This is a genomic window from Modestobacter sp. Leaf380, from assembly GCF_001424485.1.
Classification (GTDB): domain Bacteria; phylum Actinomycetota; class Actinomycetes; order Mycobacteriales; family Geodermatophilaceae; genus Klenkia.
In genome coordinates, this window is record NZ_LMQC01000012.1 from 80666 (window position 1) to 95927 (window position 15262).

The 15262-nt window shown below is 74.6% G+C and carries 16 protein-coding genes; 6 read left to right on the forward strand and 10 right to left on the reverse strand.

What is annotated here, in order from left to right; translation table 11 throughout:
• The first annotated feature begins 3 nt into the window (after positions 1-3).
• A complete protein-coding gene (locus tag ASG41_RS08325; protein ID WP_056292596.1) occupies positions 4-1215 on the forward strand; it encodes a CoA transferase in 1212 nt (403 codons plus the stop codon).
• Between the two features lie 22 nt (positions 1216-1237).
• Here ASG41_RS08325 and ASG41_RS08330 read toward each other — a convergent pair whose 3' ends face one another.
• From ASG41_RS08330 to ASG41_RS08360, 5 genes are read right to left on the reverse strand one after another with little or no spacing between them, the layout of a single operon-like run.
• Entirely contained in the window at positions 1238-1966 is a 729-nt protein-coding gene (locus ASG41_RS08330; protein ID WP_056292598.1) for a FadR/GntR family transcriptional regulator, read from the reverse strand.
• Complete coding sequence (locus ASG41_RS25430; protein ID WP_369800021.1) at positions 1953-4079, reverse strand: hypothetical protein; 2127 nt, start codon at positions 4077-4079, stop codon at positions 1953-1955. Before ASG41_RS25430 ends, ASG41_RS08330 begins: the two co-directional genes overlap by 14 nt.
• Positions 3967-4887: an aldolase/citrate lyase family protein gene (locus tag ASG41_RS25435; protein WP_369800003.1), complete on the reverse strand. Its 921-nt coding sequence runs from the start codon at positions 4885-4887 to the stop codon at positions 3967-3969. Before ASG41_RS25435 ends, ASG41_RS25430 begins: the two co-directional genes overlap by 113 nt.
• Positions 4888-4945: 58 nt before the next feature.
• Positions 4946-5872: a DMT family transporter gene (locus tag ASG41_RS08355; protein WP_056292605.1), complete on the reverse strand. Its 927-nt coding sequence runs from the start codon at positions 5870-5872 to the stop codon at positions 4946-4948.
• Positions 5869-6738 (reverse strand): PhzF family phenazine biosynthesis protein, encoded by an 870-nt coding sequence (locus ASG41_RS08360; protein WP_056292608.1) that lies wholly within the window; start codon positions 6736-6738, stop codon positions 5869-5871. Before ASG41_RS08360 ends, ASG41_RS08355 begins: the two co-directional genes overlap by 4 nt.
• 76 nt (positions 6739-6814) lie before the next feature.
• On the opposite strand from ASG41_RS08360, the gene ASG41_RS08365 reads away from it, so the two are divergent.
• Positions 6815-8053, forward strand: coding sequence for a magnesium transporter MgtE N-terminal domain-containing protein (locus tag ASG41_RS08365; RefSeq protein ID WP_056292610.1), 1239 nt, complete (start codon positions 6815-6817; stop codon positions 8051-8053).
• The gene (locus tag ASG41_RS08370) at positions 8046-8615 is read left to right on the forward strand and encodes a DUF1003 domain-containing protein (protein ID WP_056292611.1); all 570 of its coding nucleotides are present in this window, start codon (positions 8046-8048) and stop codon (positions 8613-8615) included. Before ASG41_RS08365 ends, ASG41_RS08370 begins: the two co-directional genes overlap by 8 nt.
• 2 nt (positions 8616-8617) lie before the next feature.
• On the opposite strand, the gene ASG41_RS08375 is transcribed toward ASG41_RS08370, so the two are convergent.
• Genes ASG41_RS08375 through ASG41_RS08385 form a run of 3 tightly spaced genes read right to left on the reverse strand, consistent with a single transcriptional unit; the run spans position 8618 to position 11737 of the window.
• Positions 8618-9133 carry a hypothetical protein gene (locus tag ASG41_RS08375; RefSeq protein ID WP_056292613.1) on the reverse strand — a complete coding sequence of 172 codons (516 nt, stop codon included), beginning with the start codon at positions 9131-9133 and terminating at the stop codon, positions 8618-8620.
• A gap of 4 nt (positions 9134-9137) precedes the next feature.
• Positions 9138-10226: an acetamidase/formamidase family protein gene (locus ASG41_RS08380; RefSeq protein WP_056292616.1), complete on the reverse strand. Its 1089-nt coding sequence runs from the start codon at positions 10224-10226 to the stop codon at positions 9138-9140.
• Positions 10223-11737 (reverse strand): AtzH-like domain-containing protein, encoded by a 1515-nt coding sequence (locus ASG41_RS08385; RefSeq protein WP_056292618.1) that lies wholly within the window; start codon positions 11735-11737, stop codon positions 10223-10225. Before ASG41_RS08385 ends, ASG41_RS08380 begins: the two co-directional genes overlap by 4 nt.
• Before the next feature lie 69 nt (positions 11738-11806).
• Here ASG41_RS08385 and ASG41_RS08390 point away from each other — a divergent pair, with 69 nt between their 5' ends.
• Both ASG41_RS08390 and ASG41_RS08395 read left to right on the forward strand, forming a co-directional pair.
• A complete protein-coding gene (locus ASG41_RS08390; RefSeq protein ID WP_056292621.1) occupies positions 11807-12541 on the forward strand; it encodes a cysteine hydrolase family protein in 735 nt (244 codons plus the stop codon).
• The gene (locus tag ASG41_RS08395; RefSeq protein WP_056292623.1) at positions 12538-12975 is read left to right on the forward strand and encodes a cupin domain-containing protein; all 438 of its coding nucleotides are present in this window, start codon (positions 12538-12540) and stop codon (positions 12973-12975) included. Before ASG41_RS08390 ends, ASG41_RS08395 begins: the two co-directional genes overlap by 4 nt.
• 6 nt (positions 12976-12981) lie before the next feature.
• Here ASG41_RS08395 and ASG41_RS08400 read toward each other — a convergent pair whose 3' ends face one another.
• Complete coding sequence (locus ASG41_RS08400) at positions 12982-13290, reverse strand: AzlD domain-containing protein (RefSeq protein WP_082556718.1); 309 nt, start codon at positions 13288-13290, stop codon at positions 12982-12984.
• Positions 13287-13976, reverse strand: a complete 690-nt coding sequence (locus tag ASG41_RS08405; RefSeq protein ID WP_056292625.1) for an AzlC family ABC transporter permease — start codon at positions 13974-13976, stop codon at positions 13287-13289. The genes ASG41_RS08400 and ASG41_RS08405 overlap by 4 nt, the downstream gene beginning before the upstream one ends.
• A gap of 127 nt (positions 13977-14103) precedes the next feature.
• Between ASG41_RS08405 and ASG41_RS08410 the strand changes: the two genes are divergently transcribed.
• Complete coding sequence (locus ASG41_RS08410) at positions 14104-15255, forward strand: Mrp/NBP35 family ATP-binding protein (protein WP_056292627.1); 1152 nt, start codon at positions 14104-14106, stop codon at positions 15253-15255.
• The last annotated feature ends 7 nt before the right edge of the window (positions 15256-15262 follow it).

The following is a 15262-nucleotide window of genomic DNA, read 5'->3' on the forward strand; positions in this document are numbered from 1 at the left end:
CCGGTGGCCCGACCCGCTGCAGGGCCGCTGCACGGCGTCCGGGTGGTGGAAGCCGCCTCGTTCGTCGCGGTGCCCTCGGCGGGGATGACGCTGCAGCAGCTGGGGGCCGAGGTCATCCGGGTCGACCCGCCCGGCGGGGGCAGCGATGCCGGGCGGTGGCCGCTGGCCTCCACCGGCGCCAGCCTGTTCTGGGCCAACCTGAACAAGGGCAAGCGCTCGGTCACCATCGACCACCGACGACCCGAGGGCCGGGAGCTGCTGATCGCCCTGGCCACGGCACCCGGGGATGACACCGGGGTCTTCCTGGACAACATGGTGGGCGGACGGCGGCTGACCCACGCCGAACTGGCCGACCGTCGTCCCGACGTCATCCACGTGCACGTGGAGGGCCGCCGCGGCGGCCGTCCGGCGGTGGACTACACGGTCAACGCCGAGGTCGGCGTGCCGCTGATGACCGGGTCCGGCGAGGGTCTGGTGCCGGTCAACCACGTGCTCCCCGCCTGGGACCTGGTGACCGGCATGCTCGCCGCGACATGCGTGTCGGCCGCGTTGCTGGGACGCCGCCGGACCGGACAGGGCGCCAAGGTCGACGTCGCACTGGCCGACGTCGCGCTGGCCGGGGTCGCCGAGATGGGGTGGCTCGCCGAGGCCGACGAGGCCGGGGTCGCGCGGGCGGCGCTGGGCAACCACATGTACGGCTGTTTCGGGGTGGACTTCGCCACCGCCGACCGGCGCAGGGTGATGGTCGTGGCCCTGACCCAGGGCCAGTGGTCGGCGCTGCGCGACGTCACCGGCACCCAGCGCGTCTTCAGCGCCCTGGAGGAGGCGCTGCAGGCCGACCTCGACGACGAGGGCGACAGGTTCCGGCTGCGGGAGACGATCGCGTCGATCCTGCGTCCCTGGTTCGCCGCCCGGGACCTGGCCACCCTGCGGGGTCTGCTGGACGGCGCGAAGGTCCTGTGGGCGCCCTACCGGGACATGGCCGAAGTCGTGGCCCAGGCGCGAGCGGACCCCGGGTCCGTCGTGGCAGAGGTCGAGCAGCCCGGGATCGGGCGCATGCTGGGGGCCTCCCAGCCCTGGCGGTGGGATGATGCCCGCCAGCGGCCACAGCCCGCACCCCTGCTGTCCGCGGACACCGAGGCAGTGCTGGCCGACACCCTGGGCCTGGACGGGCGGGAGATCGGCCGGCTGCGGGCTGCCGGCGTCGTCGGCTGAGGAGATCTGCCGACGACGCCACTCAGTCCTGGGACGGCAGGGAGTACTGGAGCACGAAGTCCAGGTGCTCCCGCATCGCCGCCCCGGCCGCCTCGGGGTCGCCGGCCTCGATGGCGTTGGCGATCGCGATGTGCTGCCGGACCGTCTTCTGGGCCACCTCGCGGGTGACGTCGAGGAACTGCGCCGGGTGGGTGGCGTCGTGCACGGCTGCCACGAAGGCCGCGAGCAGCCGGTTGCCGGAGGCCTGCCCGATCGCGGTGTGGAACTGCAGGTCGTACTCGGGGATGTCGGGGTCGTCCCGGGTGATGGACTTCTGCTTGGCGATGACGGCCCGCAGGGCGGCGACGTCCTCGGTGCTGCGGTTGCGGGCAGCAGCCTCGGCAGCCGGCACCTCGAGCACCCGCCGCACGTCGGTGATCTCGGCGATGTCCAGGGCTCCGATCCGCACGATCGTGTCCATCGACTCGCTGAGCATGCGACTGAGGGAGTCCGGGGTCACCGAGTTGACGAAGCTGCCACCGGCGACCCCGGGGATCTTCCGGATCAGCCCCGCGCTCACCAGGACCCCGAGCGCCTCCCGCACCGTCGGCCGACTCACCCCGAACTGCTGGGCGAGCTCCGTCTCTGGCGGCAGCTTGTCGCCCTGGGCGAAGTGGCCGTCCAGGATCGCCTCGCGGAGCTGCCTCTCGACCTGCGCTCGCGGTCGGGTGACCGCCTGCGCCTTGAACGTCTTGCCCTCAACTGCGGTCATCGTCGCCTCCTGGATCTCGGACCTCACGCCAGGCCGTGTTCTCAACCTTCGCGCCTGCACTCGGGTGTCCCGACTTGACTCCGAAGTGCATGTCCCAAATAGTCTGGCAGTAATCATGGCTGCAGCAACAGTGCCACGTCACCCCAGCGGACCAGAGCGTGTCCGAGGTCCTTTCTTCGACGAGCTCCGGGTGGGGCAGGTCTTCGACACGGCACCCGGGGTGACCCTCACCAGCGGACTGCAGGCCCAGCACTCCGCCGTGGTGGGCAACCGCCTCCCGCTGGCACTGGACCACGAGCTGGCGACGAGGGTGTCGGGCGGACCGCTCGCCGGCCCGGCTCTGGTCTGCGACGTCTCCATCGGACAGTCGACCCTGGCCACCCAGCACGTCCGGGCCAACCTGTCCTACCGCGGCCTGCTGTTCTCCCGCCAACCGCTGCTGGGCGACACGCTGCACACCACGACCACCGTGCAGGCGCTGCGGGAGAACGGCCGCCGTCCCGGCCGCCCCGCGACCGGACTGGCGCTGCTGCGGATCACCACGACCGACCAGCTCGGGCGGGCAGTGCTGGACTACCGCCGGTGCGCCATGCTGCTGTGTTCCCCCGACGCCACCCCCACCGGGCACGTCGACGAGCTCCCGCCGGCCGCGGACCTGCCGGGGTCCGCGGATCTCTTCGGCTCCGTGGCGACCTGGGACGTCGGGGCGTGGCCTGCCCGCCCCACGGGCCCTTGGGCGGTGGGCCGGTCGTGGGACGTGCTCGGTGCAGACCTGGTCTCCAGCGCGCCCGAACTGGCGCGCCTGACCGGCAACCTCGCGCGGGTCCACCACGACGCCTCCGCGGCGGGAGGCGCGCGACTGGTCTACGGCGGGCACACGATCGGCATCGCCCTGCACCACCTCACGCAGGCCGTCCCCGGCGTGCTCACCGTCGCCGGCTGGCACTCCTGCGACCACACGGCTCCCGTGCACGAGGGCGACGTGCTCACCTCCACCGTCACCGTGGAGTCGGTGCACCCGGGGCTCGGCGGGTTGACTGCGCTGGGCCTGGACGTGGCGACGTCGACGACCACCGCCCACGACGAGGCACCGGGAAGCCTCGTGCTGCGCTGGCGCCCGGTCGTCCTCGTCGCGTAGCGGCCGTAGCGGGGGGGCCTCGCTCAGTCCTGCGGCGGATCGAACGAGGTGGTGCGTGGCAGCCCCGCAGCGCGGCCCTTGCCGGCGATGACCAGGGCCATCTTGCGGCTGGCCTCGTCGATCATCTCCTCGCCCAGCATCGCCGAGCCCTTCTTGCCGCCGGCCTCGCTGGTGGCCCACGACACCGCCCTTGCCGGCGATGACCAGGGCCATCTTCCGCCCTTGCCGGCGATGACCAGGGCCATCTTGCGGCTGGCCTCGTCGATCATCTCCTCGCCCAGCATCGCCGAGCCCTTCTTGCCGCCGGCCTCGCTGGTGGCCCACTCGTAGGCGTCCAGGATCAGCTCGGCGTGGTCGTAGTCGGCCTGGGAGGGCGCGTAGATCTCGTTGGCGGCGTCGATCTGGTCCGGGTGCAGGGCCCACTTGCCGTCGAAGCCGAGCATCGCCGAGCGCCTGGCGACCTCCTCGAAGGCCGGCACGTCGCGGACCTGCAGGAAGGGCCCGTCGATGGCCTGCACGCCGCGGGCGCGGGCGGCCATCAGGATCTGCATGAGGATGTAGTGGAACATCTTGCGGCTGGCCTCGTCGATCATCTCCTCGCCCAGCATCGCCGAGCCCTTCTTGCCGCCGGCCTCGCTGGTGGCCCACTCGTAGGCGTCCAGGATGAGCTCGGCGTGGTCGTAGTCCTCCTGGGAGGGCGCGTAGATCTCGTTCGCGGCGTCGATCTGGCCCGGGTGCAGCACCCACTTGCCGTCGAAGCCCAGCATCGCCGAGCGCCTGGCGACCTCCTGGAAGGCCGGCACGTCGCGGACCTGCAGGAAGGGCCCGTCGATGGCCTGCACGCCGCGGGCGCGGGCGGCCATCAGGATCTGCATGAGGATGTAGTGGAAGGAAGGCCGGCACGTCGCGGACCTGCAGGAAGGGCCCGTCGATGGCCTGCACGCCGCGGGCGCGGGCGGCCATCAGGATCTGCATGAGGATGTAGTGGAAGGGGTCGCCCGGGTAGTCCGGGTGCAGCGCGCCCACCACGAGGGACTTCATGTTGATCGAGGCCATGAAGTCGGCCGGSCCGTAGATGATCGTCTCGATCCGGGGGCTGGCGAAGGCGATCTGGTTGACGTTGATCAGCCCCTGCGCCGTCTCGATCTGCGCCTCGATGCCGATCCTCCCGACCTCGAGGCCGTTGGCCTTCTCGATCTGGGTGAGCAGCATGTCCAGCGCCTGCACCTGACCGGCGTCSKSGACCTTGGGCAGCATGATCGCGTCCAGCTCGGCCCATGTTGATCGAGGCCATGAAGTCGGCCGGGCCGTAGATGATCGTCTCGATCCGGGGGCTGGCGAAGGCGATCTGGTTGACGTTGATCAGCCCCTGCGCCGTCTCGATCTGCGCCTCGATGCCGATCCTCCCGACCTCGAGGCCGTTGGCCTTCTCGATCTGGGTGAGCAGCATGTCCAGCGCCTGCACCTGACCGGCGTCCTGGACCTTGGGCAGCATGATCGCGTCCAGCTCGGCCCCGGCGCCGCCCACGACCTCGATGACGTCCTGGAACGTCCACTCGGTGGTCCAGTCGTTGACCCGGACGGTGCGGATCTTGTCGCCCCAGCCGCCCTCGTTGAGGGCAGCCACGATGTTCTTGCGGGCGCCGGGCTTGGCCAGCGGCGCGCAGGCGTCCTCCAGGTCCAGGAACACCTGGTCTGCGGGCAGGCCCTTGGCCTTCTCCAGGAACCGGGGGTTGCTGCCCGGGACGGCGAGGTTGGAACGGCGGGATCGGAGCTCGGCCACGGTGCCTCCACGATCGACGATGGTTACCGGACAGTAACCAAGGCCCCGACCAGCGGCCTCAGGTGACCGGCTCGGTCACCGTCCGCGGCCGGGAGGCCCGCACGACCAGGGCCACCCCGACGACGACCAGCACCATCCCGGGCAGCGCCAGCAGCGGCGGGAGCTGCTGCAGGAGGACCAGCGCCACGATCAGCGCACCCGGCACCTCGAGCAGGATCGCCAGCCCCACGACGGTCGGCCCGACCGAGGACAGCACCAGGTTGAACACGGTGTGCCCCAGCAGCTGGGCCACGACGGTGATGCCGGCGATCAGCCACCAGTCCCGGGCGCTGAACCCGGCGAGCGGGATGCCGGCCACCAGCGCGGCGAGGGCCACCACCACCGCGCAGGTGGAGTAGCAGACGACCGAGTACGCCGACGTCGACAGCCGCACCCGGGCCCGGGCGCCGGCCAGCACGTACCCGGCAGCGGCGATCGCGCCCAGCAGCGCCAGCCCGTCACCGGCCAGCGCCCGCAGCGACACGGTGACGTCGACCCCGGCGATCAGCACGACACCGGCCACCGCCAGCGCCAGCCCCCACCAGACCTGGGCCGGCAGCCGCACCCCGGTGAGCCGCGCCGCGAGCGCCGTCCAGACGGGGGTGGTGGTGACCAGCGCGATGGAGGCGGCCACCGACGTCATGGACAGACTGGGCAGCCAGGCGGCGAAGTGCGCGGCCAGGAACAGCCCGGCGACCACCGAGCTGCGCAGGTCCCGCAGCCGGACGCCGGCCAGCGACCGCCGCTGGGTGGTCAGCAGCACCGGCAGCAGCGCCGCCGCCCCCGCCGCGTTGCGCCAGAACGCGATGGCCAGCGCGGGCGCGGCCACCAGCGCCGTCATCGGCCCGGACAGCGAGATGCCGACGACCGCGACCGCCATCAGGGCCACGTCGCGCCCGCCGGGGCGGTGCAGCGCCCACGCCGGCGCGGGCGCCGACGTCGTCACGCGGGGACGGCGATCGTGCCGCGGGCCACCGGGTGCACGTCGCCGGCGACGGTGGCCGAGACGGCCCGGCCGGCCTCGACGGTGACGGTTCCCTCCAGCACGGAGGGGCGGCGGACCGCGGCCCCCTGGTGCAGCCGGTAGCCGGTCGTCCCGTCGGCCACCAGGCCCTCGGCGGCCAGCCACACACCGGTGCCCAGCGCGGCGGACCCGGTGGCCGGGTCCTCCTCCCAGCCCAGGCCGCCGGCGAAGACCCGCACGGTGTGCTCGGTGCCGGGCCCGCGGGCCAGCAGCGAGACCCCGCCCTGCACGTCGGGCAGCAGCGCGGCCAGCGCCCGGCGGTCCGGGACGGCCCGGTCCAGGGCCGCCGGGTGCACCTCCAGCTGGGCGAACTCGATCCCGCAGCCGACCAGGTGGGCCGGCCGGCCGGTGACGTCGTCGGCGGCCAGCCCGAGGGCGGCGGCCAGCGCGGCCGGGTCCGGGCCGGGGCGCAACTGCACCGGGCCGCCGGTGAGCCGGGCGCCGGTGTCGGACACCTCGACCGGGACGACGCCGACGCCGCAGTGCTGCTGCACGGTGCCCGCGGGGAGCAGGCCGAGCCGGACCAGGGTGTGCGCCGTGCCCACGCTGGGGTGCCCGGCGAAGGGCAGCTCGGTGTCCGGGGTGAAGATCCGCACCGTGTAGCCGCCGTCGCCGACCGCCGTCACGAAGGTGGTCTCCGACAGGTGGAACTCCAGCGCCAGCGCCTGGCACCGGGCGGTGCTCAGACCGGCGGCGTCCAGGACGACGGCGAGCGGGTTGCCGGCGAAGGCGGCCGCGGCGAAGACGTCGACGACCTCGTAGGCGAGCTCGAGTTGGGGGGAGCGCACGGCCGCGACGGTAACGTCCTCCCACGGCACCCCCGTCGGTGGTGGCCACCCCGCCGTGAGACCCCGTGGAGGCGCCGTGACCACCGTGACGAGGGCCTACGTGTCCCGCCTGGCCGGACTGACCGTGTTCGACCCCAACGGCGACCGGGTCGGCAAGGTCCGCGACGTCCTGGTGGCCCTGCGGGTGGGCACCGCCGCCCCCCGGGTCCTCGGGCTGATCGTCGAGGTCGTGGCCCGCCGCCGGATCTTCTGCCCGATGGGCCGGGTGACCGCCGTCGACGCGTCCTCGGTGATGCTGGCCAGCGGAACGGTCAACCTCAAGCGCTTCGAGCAGCGCGCCGGGGAGACCCTGGTGCTCGGCGAGCTGGCCGACCGCAGCGTCACCGTGCTGGAGAACGGCCACGCCGCCGCCGTCGTGGACGCCGCGATCGAGCAGACCCGCACCGGGGACTGGGTGCTCTCCCGCCTCGCCGTCCAGGAGCCGGGCCGGCTGGGCCGCCGCGGCCAGCTGCACCAGCTGGCCTGGGACGAGGTCGCCGGACTCGCCCTGCCGCAGACCGGGCAGTCCGCCGAGACGCTCATCGCCACCTACCGCGACCTCAACGCCGCCGACCTGGCGCACGCCCTGCAGGACCTGCCGCCCAAGCGCCGGCACGAGGTCGCGGAGTCCCTGGACGACGACCGGCTGGCCGACGTGCTCGGTGAGCTGCCCGAGGCCGAGCAGATCGCGATCCTGGGCACGCTCAGCGAGCCGCGGGCCGCCGACGTGCTGGAGGCGATGGACCCCGACGACGCCGCGGACCTGCTGGCCGAGCTGCCCAACGTGGACCGCAACCGGCTGCTGGAGCTGATGGAGCCCGACGAGGCCGAGCCGGTCCGCCAGCTGCTGAAGTACTCCGAGGACACCGCCGGCGGCATGATGACCAGCGAGCCGGTGATCCTGGCCCCGGACGCCACGATCGCCGAGGCGCTGGCCCGGGTGCGGGCGCCGGACCTGACGCCGTCGCTGGCCAGCCAGGTGTACGTGTGCCGCCCGCCGTCGGCGACCCCGACCGGCCGGTACCTGGGCCTGGCGCACATCCAGCGGCTGCTGCGCGAGCCCCCCTCGACGCTGGTCTCCGGCGTGCTGGACGACCTGGAGCCGCTGCGCCCGGAGACCCCGCTGGCCGAGGTCACCCGGTACTTCGCGACCTACAACCTGGTCGCGGCCCCCGTCGTCGACCCGCAGGGCCGGCTGGTCGGCGCGGTGAGCGTGGACGACGTGCTGGACCACCTGCTGCCCGACGACTGGCGCGAGCGGTCCCGACGTGGCTGAGGACCGCCGGCCCGAGGCCGGCCGGCTCGACGTCCCGCGCACCAGCCGGAGCGCGTTCGGCTTCCTGCGGCTGGACCCCGACGCCGTCGGTGCGTTCGCCGAGGGCATCGCCCGCTTCCTGGGCACCGGCCGGTTCCTGGCGGTCCAGACGATCATCGTGATCGTCTGGATCACGCTGAACGTCACGGCGGTCCAGCTGCGCTGGGACCCCTACCCGTTCATCCTGCTGAACCTGGCCTTCTCCACCCAGGCCGCCTACGCCGCGCCGCTGATCCTGCTGGCCCAGAACCGGCAGGCCGACCGGGACCGGGTGCAGGCCGAGGAGGACCGCAGCCGGGCCGCCTCGACCCGCGCGGACACCGAGTACCTGGCCCGCGAACTGGCCTCGCTGCGCGTCTCGGTCGGCGAGCTCGCGACCCGGGACTTCATCCGCGGCGAGCTGGCCCGGCTGGTGCCCGAGGACCTCAGCGAGGAGACCGCGGAGCGCCGCAAGAAGGAGCGCAAGCGCAAGCGTGAGCAGGCCCGGGACGCCCGGGACGCCCGGGACAAGGCCGGCGACTGAGCTCAGCCGGCCGCCAGTCCAGCGAGGTTCTGCAGCTGCCGCCGCATCATCACCAGGTCGCCCCAGCACAGCGCGGTGGCCACCGGCCGGGGCAGTGCCTGCACCCGGAGGACGGCGAGCAGCCGGCTGGTGCCCTCCCGGTCACCGGGCAGGGCGAGGTAGCTGACGACCATGTCGCCGCTGGCCCGGGCCGCCGGACCGGGCGGCAGGACCAGGGTGAGCTCCCGGCCGGGCACGAACCCGTGCAGCCGGAACACCGTGGCCACCCGCTGGCCGACCGCCAGCTCGTCCAGGCCCGGGCTCAGCGTCCGCGGGGAGCGCCGGCCCAGGTTGTCGACCAGGTCGTAGCTGTACGGGGCGGCGCGCAGCTGGCACAGCCAGCGAAACGCCGTCGCGGGCGGCGCGGTGACGTCGACACCGCGCAGCCACCGCAGCGGCGCGTCCGGGCGCAGCTCGTCGCAGCCGTACGTCCCGGCCACCTCGGCCGCGCTGACACCCCACTGCTCGGGCAGACCCACCGGCTCAGCGTCGCAGGTACGCCGCCACCCGCTCGTCGAGGAGCTCGCGCAGGTCGGCCTTGCGGATGCTGGCGTGCACGCCGCTGACGACGTCGACGACCTGGGAGACCGAGAAGTCCACCGCCGCCGACATCCAGGCCATCGTCGTGGCGCGGTCGACGTCGAAGCCGGCCTCGACGAACCCCAGCGCCCGGCGCACGCAGTCCCGCATCGCGACGCCGAGGTCCTCGTCGAGCCCGATCGGCACCCACAGGTCCGGGGTCTCCCCGAACGGCAGCACCGCCCGCAAGCCCTCGGGCACCTGCTCGGCCGGGGTGACGCGCAGCCGCAGGGTGGCCCGCAGCGGCGCCTCGAAGGCGGTGAGCGCGACCTCGCCGTCGCCCTGGGCGTAGTGCGGGTCGCCCACGTAGACGTTCCCGCCGGGCACCTGCGCGGTCAGGTGCAGCGAGCTGCCCGCGCCGAGCAGGCTGACGTCGAGGTTGCCGCCGTGCCGGCCCGGCGGGGTGGAGTGCAGCCGCTGCGCGGCGGCGACGCCGGTCAGCCCCAGGAAGGGCCGCAGCGGGAACCGGAAGCCGCGACCGTCGCGGCCGGGCACCGGGATCCGGCCCTCGCCGCCGTCGACGGTGGCGAAGGTGGACACCAGGCCGGGCAGCACCGGCATCTCCCCGGGCAGCGCGCCCTTGCCGTGCCGGTTGGACACCACGCCGTACCCGGCCCGCAGCTGCAGGTCCAGCACGTCCACCCGGACGACGTCGCCGGGCCGGGTGCCGCGGACCGCGATCGGACCGGTGACCACGTGCGGCCCGCCCTCGTGACCGGCCGGGCGCAGGGACGACGCGGCGAGAGCGACGGCGTCCCGCAGCACGTCGCCCTCGGCCACGCCGAGCCCGCCGAACCACGCCAGCGGGTCGCGGCCCTGGTCCTCCAGCACGCCCTCGTGGCTGACCGTGTCGACCACGACGACGTCACCGCTGTCCACGGTGAGCACCGGCCGGTCGTCGGCGCCGGGCAGCCAGCCCCACAGCGCGGTCTCCGGCGTCGTCGGCAGGTAGGTGACGCCGGTGGGCAGGCCCTCGCCGGGCTGCAGGGTCACGACGCGGCCAGGGCGGTGAGGCCCCGGTCGGCACCGGCGCCGCCGAGCAGGCACAGCCCGACCGGGGCGCCGTCGACCCGCCCGGCCGGCACGACGACGGCGGGCAGCCCGGCACCGCTGGCCAGCGAGGTGAGCCGCAGTGTCGCCGCCCGGGAGGACTCGACCGACGCTCCCCCGGCGCCCACGAACGGCGCCGGCCCGCTGGCCGCGGGCATCAGCACGACGGTCCCGGGCGGCACCCGGTCGCGCAGCGCCGCACGCATCGCGGCGACGACCTCCCGGGCCGCGGCGTGCTGGTCGGGCGTGACCTGCGCGGCGGCGGCGAACCGGCCCGCGACGTCGTCGGCGAGGGCGCCGGGGTGCTCGGTGACCCAGTCGCCGTGCACCGCCCAGGCCTCGGCGGCCTGCTGGGTGCGGAAGCCCGCGAACCACTCCTCCCGCTCGGCAGGCGTGGTCAGCTCGACCTCCTCGGGGTCCCACCGCGCGGCGGCGGCCCGGAGCACGTCGGCGGTCCCGGCCTCGGCCAGCCCCAGCAGGTCGGTGGCCAGCAGCACCCGGGTCGGGACGGGCGCGTCGGGCAGCAGGAGCGCGGCGACCCGGTCCAGCAGCTGCGCGTCGCCGGTCAGGAAGCCGACGGTGTCGAAGGACGGCGCCAGCGGCAGCAGCCCGCCGTCGTCCACGGCGCCGTGCGTGGGCCGCAGCGAGAACAGCCCGGTGTGGCCGGCCGGCACCCGGATCGAGCCCGCGGTGTCGGTGCCGAGGCCGAGGTCGGCCTGCCCCGCGGCGACCGCGGCGGCCGGCCCGCTGGAGGACCCGCCGGTGAGCCGGCCGGGTGCGACCGGGTTGACCGGGCTCCCGGAGTGCACGTTGCGCCCGGCCAGGGAGTAGGCGAACTCGTCGGTCTGCGCGATGCCGGTCACGTCGGCGCCGGCGGCCAGCAGCGCGGCGACCACCGGCGCGTGCGCCGGCTGCGGCGCCTGCTCGGCCAGGTACACCGGGTTGCCGCCGCCGGTGGCGTGCCCGGCGACCGCGAAGAGGTCCTTGACCGCCACCCGCACCCCGGCCAGCGGACCGGACCCGCTCCCCCGCACCAGCGGCGTCCCGTGCACCCGCCAGGTCGCCCCGGCCACGGTGGACCGGACGTCGGAGGAGACGTGCGCGGCCGCGACCCGCCAGCCGGCCGGCGTCCGCACCCAGGTCTGGGTCTGCAGGCCCCGGGTGCCGTCGGGGCGCAGGGTCTGCGCGACCGCGGTGGCCGCGTCGCCGGACACCGGGACGACGTGCAGTGCGACGACCTCCCGGGCGGGGGCTCCCCCGCGGCCGCGGCGGAACGCGCTGATGGCGGCGTGCCCGACCAGCACGCCCGTGGCGTCGGCCCGCACGGTGGCCGGGCTGTCCAGGAAGAGCTCGTCCAGGACGTCGAGGTCGTTGCTGCGCAGGGCCTGCTCGTAGCGGGCGACGGCCTCGGCGACCTCGGCGGTCACGGTGTCTGTGGGCTGCACGGCGCACATCAGAGCACGTGTCGGCGGCCGTCACGGGACCGTCACCGGGGCGAAACCGGCGCTGGGTGGGATGGGTCCGTGCGCAACGAGTGGGGGCTGTCCGCGACCGCCGTCGACCTCCGCCGGCCGGTGCTGGAGCCGCGCCCGGTGACCGTCCCGGCACTCCCCCAGCAGCTGACGCTGGACCTGTCCCGCACCGCGCTGCTCGTCGTCGACGTGCAGAACGACTTCGGGCACCCCGACGGCTGGCTGGCCTCGATCGGCGTCGACGTCTCCGCGGTGGGCGCCCTGGTGGCGAGCCTGGCCCCGGCCGTCGACGCGCTCCGGGCGGCCGGCGTCCCCGTCGTCTGGCTGAACTGGGGCAACCGGCCCGACCGGGCCAACCTGCCCCCCGGCGTCCGGCACGTCTACGACCCCGACGGCGCCTCGACCGGCATCGGCACCGCGCTGCCCAACGGCTCCCCGGTGCTCCAGGAGGGCTCCTGGTCCGCCGCGCCCGTCGACGGGCTGGACCCCCACCCGGGCGACGTCCGGGTGTCCAAGTACCGGATGAGCGGCTTCCCGGACACCCCGCTGGACTCGGTGCTGCGCAACCTGCGGGTGGACACCCTGCTGCTGGCCGGCGTCAACACCGACCAGTGCGTCTACGCCACGCTCGTGGACGCCGCGAACGCCGGCTACGACGTCGTCCTGGTCGAGGACCTCTGCGCCACCACCTCGCCGTCCTTCTGCACCGACGCGACGCTCTACAACGTCCGCCAGTGCTTCGGCTTCACCGTCACCGCCCCCGACCTGCTGGAGCAGCTCCCGTGACCACGACCGTCCCCGCCCCCGTCGTGCGCCGCGTCGCCGACGTCACCCCGCACTTCATCGGCGACAACCGCACCGTCAAGCTCGCCGTCCTGGCCGGCCCGGCCGACGGCTCGACCACCACCACGGTGTTCGAGATCTGGGAGCCCGGCGGCGCGCAGCCGGACAACTCCCACGAGGACTCCGCGGAGACCTTCGTCGTCCTGCAGGGGACGGCGCGGGCGCACAGCGACGACCACGTCGTGGACCTGACCGCCGGGGACGTGCTGGTGCTGCCGACGGGCTCCGTGCACCACATCGTCAACACCTCGGCCACCGACCGGCTCTACACGCTGACCGTGATGGCCTCCGACGGCGGTTTCGCCGAGCTGATCGAGACCGGTCCGGTGGCCGCGTTCGACGAGGCCGACCTCGCCGTGCTCGGCCGCGTGGGGTGAGCGGCCTCAGCTGAGCAGGTGCACCCCGGCACCCGCCGCACCGGCCAGCAGCAGGACCACGACGAACGGCGCCCGCAGCGCCAACGCCAGCGCCGCCACGGCCAGCCCCACCAGCCGGCCGTCCAGGACCAGCCCGTCCCCCGCGGCGACGGCCTGCACCGCCACGAGCGCAGCCAGCAGCGCGGCAGGCACGAACTCGACCACCCGGCGGACCGTGGGGTGCTCCACCCAGCTCGCCGGCACGCTCAACCCGGCCAGCTTGAGCAGGTAGCAGCCCAGCGAGGCGGCCAGCACCACGACCCACAGCTCGCTCACCGGGACCGCCGCCAGTGCCCGGCCAGCACGACGGCCACGACGGCGGCCACCACCTGGACCCCGGCCGGGACGAGGGGCGTCAGCACCAGCGCGACGACGGCGCCACCGAGCGCGACCCGGCGCTGCGCGGCCGGCTCGGCCCAGGCCCGCTGCAACCGCGGCCACAGCAACGCCAGGAACGCCGCCGGGACGACGGCGTCCAGCGCGGCCTGCGCGGTGCCGCCCAGGCCGTCGGCGCCCAGCGCACCGACCAGGGTCATCACGTTCCAGCCCAGGTAGATCGTCGCGCCGCCGGCGGTGAACGCCAGCTTCGCCAGCTGCCGGTCCGGGGCGGCGACGGCGAGCGCCGTCGTCTCGTCGATCACCCAGTGCGCTGTCGCGGCCCGGCGCACGGCACCCCGTGGCCGCAGCAGCGGCAGCAGCCGCACGCCGTAGACGGTGTTGCGGGTGCCCAGCAGCAGCGCGCTGCCGACAGCGGCCAGCGCCCCGCCGCCGGCCCCGATGACGCCGACCAGGGCGAACTGCGAGGCACCGGTGAACATCAGCAGGCTCAGCGCGCAGGCCTGCCACGGGTCCAGCCCGGCGGTGACCGCGGCCGCCCCGAAGGCCACCCCGTACAGCCCGACGGCGACCCCGAGACCGACGGCGTCCCGCAGGGTGGAGCCGCGGGTCGCGTCGGTGGCCACGAGCCCGCAGCCTAGGGAGCGCGCGGTCGTACAGTGGAGAGCGGTCCGCCGCGCGGGTCGCCGTCCCTCCCGGGGAGGCCGACCGTGCAGCCCGCGGGCCCCCCGATGCGAGGAGACCCACCACCGCATGTCCGACACGCTCACCGGCTCCCCGGCGCTCGACGCCGTGAACGCCGCCCTGGCCACGGTCCAGGACCCCGAGATCAACCGGCCGCTGCCCGAGCTCGGCATGATCAAAGACGTCCGCATCGGCGACGACGGCCTGGTCGAGGTCGACGTCTACCTCACCGTGTCGGGCTGCCCGATGCGCGAGACGATCACCAGCCGGGTCACCGAGGCCGTCTCCGGCGTCGCCGGCGTGACCCGCGTCCAGGTCGCCCTGGACGTGATGAACGACGAGCAGCGCACCGAGCTGCGCAAGACCGTCCGCGGCACCGACGCCCCCGACGCCGTCATCCCCTTCGCCCAGCCCGGCTCGCTGACCCGCGTCTACGCGGTGGCCTCCGGCAAGGGCGGGGTCGGCAAGTCCAGCGTCACGGTGAACCTGGCCGCCTCGCTGGCCCGCCGCGGGCTGTCGGTCGGCGTCGTGGACGCCGACATCTACGGCCACTCGATCCCCCGCATGCTGGGCGTCGACGACAAGCCCACCCAGGTCGACGCGATGATCATGCCGCCGCAGTCCTACGGCGTGAAGGTCATCTCCATCGGCATGTTCACCCCGGGCAACACCCCGGTCGTGTGGCGTGGCCCGATGCTGCACCGCGCGCTGCAGCAGTTCCTCGCCGACGTGTGGTGGGGCGACCTGGACGTCCTGCTCATGGACCTCCCCCCGGGCACCGGCGACGTCGCCATCTCGGTGGCCCAGCTGGTCCCCAACGCCGAGATCCTGGTGGTGACGACGCCGCAGCAGGCCGCCGCCGAGGTCGCCGAGCGCGCCGGTGCCATCGCGACGCAGACCCACCAGCAGGTGGTCGGGGTCGTGGAGAACATGTCGTGGCTGGAGCTGCCCGACGGCTCCCGGATGGAGCTCTTCGGCTCCGGCGGTGGCCAGGCCGTGTCGGACGCGCTGACCAAGACCCTGGGTGCGCGCGTCCCGCTGCTGGGCCAGATCCCGCTGGACACCCGGCTGCGCGAGGCCGGCGACGCCGGTGCGCCCATCGTGCTGGCCCAGCCCGACGCCCCGGCCGCGCAGGCGCTGGAGAAGATCGCCGAGGGGCTCGCGGTGCGCTCGCGCGGCCTGTCCGGGATGTCGCTGGGGCTCACCCCCGTCCGTCGCTGACCCGACA

Excerpts from the sequence above, each read along its gene's own strand:
- ASG41_RS08330 (WP_056292598.1), bottom strand. The coding sequence starts at position 1,966 with ATGACCGCAGTTGAGGGCAAGACGTTCAAGGCGCAGGCGGTCACCCGA.
- ASG41_RS25430 (WP_369800021.1), bottom strand. The coding sequence starts at position 4,079 with ATGCAGATCCTGATGGCCGCCCGCGCCCGCGGCGTGCAGGCCATCGAC.
- ASG41_RS08385 (WP_056292618.1), bottom strand. The coding sequence starts at position 11,737 with ATGTGCGCCGTGCAGCCCACAGACACCGTGACCGCCGAGGTCGCCGAG.
- ASG41_RS08410 (WP_056292627.1), top strand. The coding sequence starts at position 14,104 with ATGTCCGACACGCTCACCGGCTCCCCGGCGCTCGACGCCGTGAACGCC.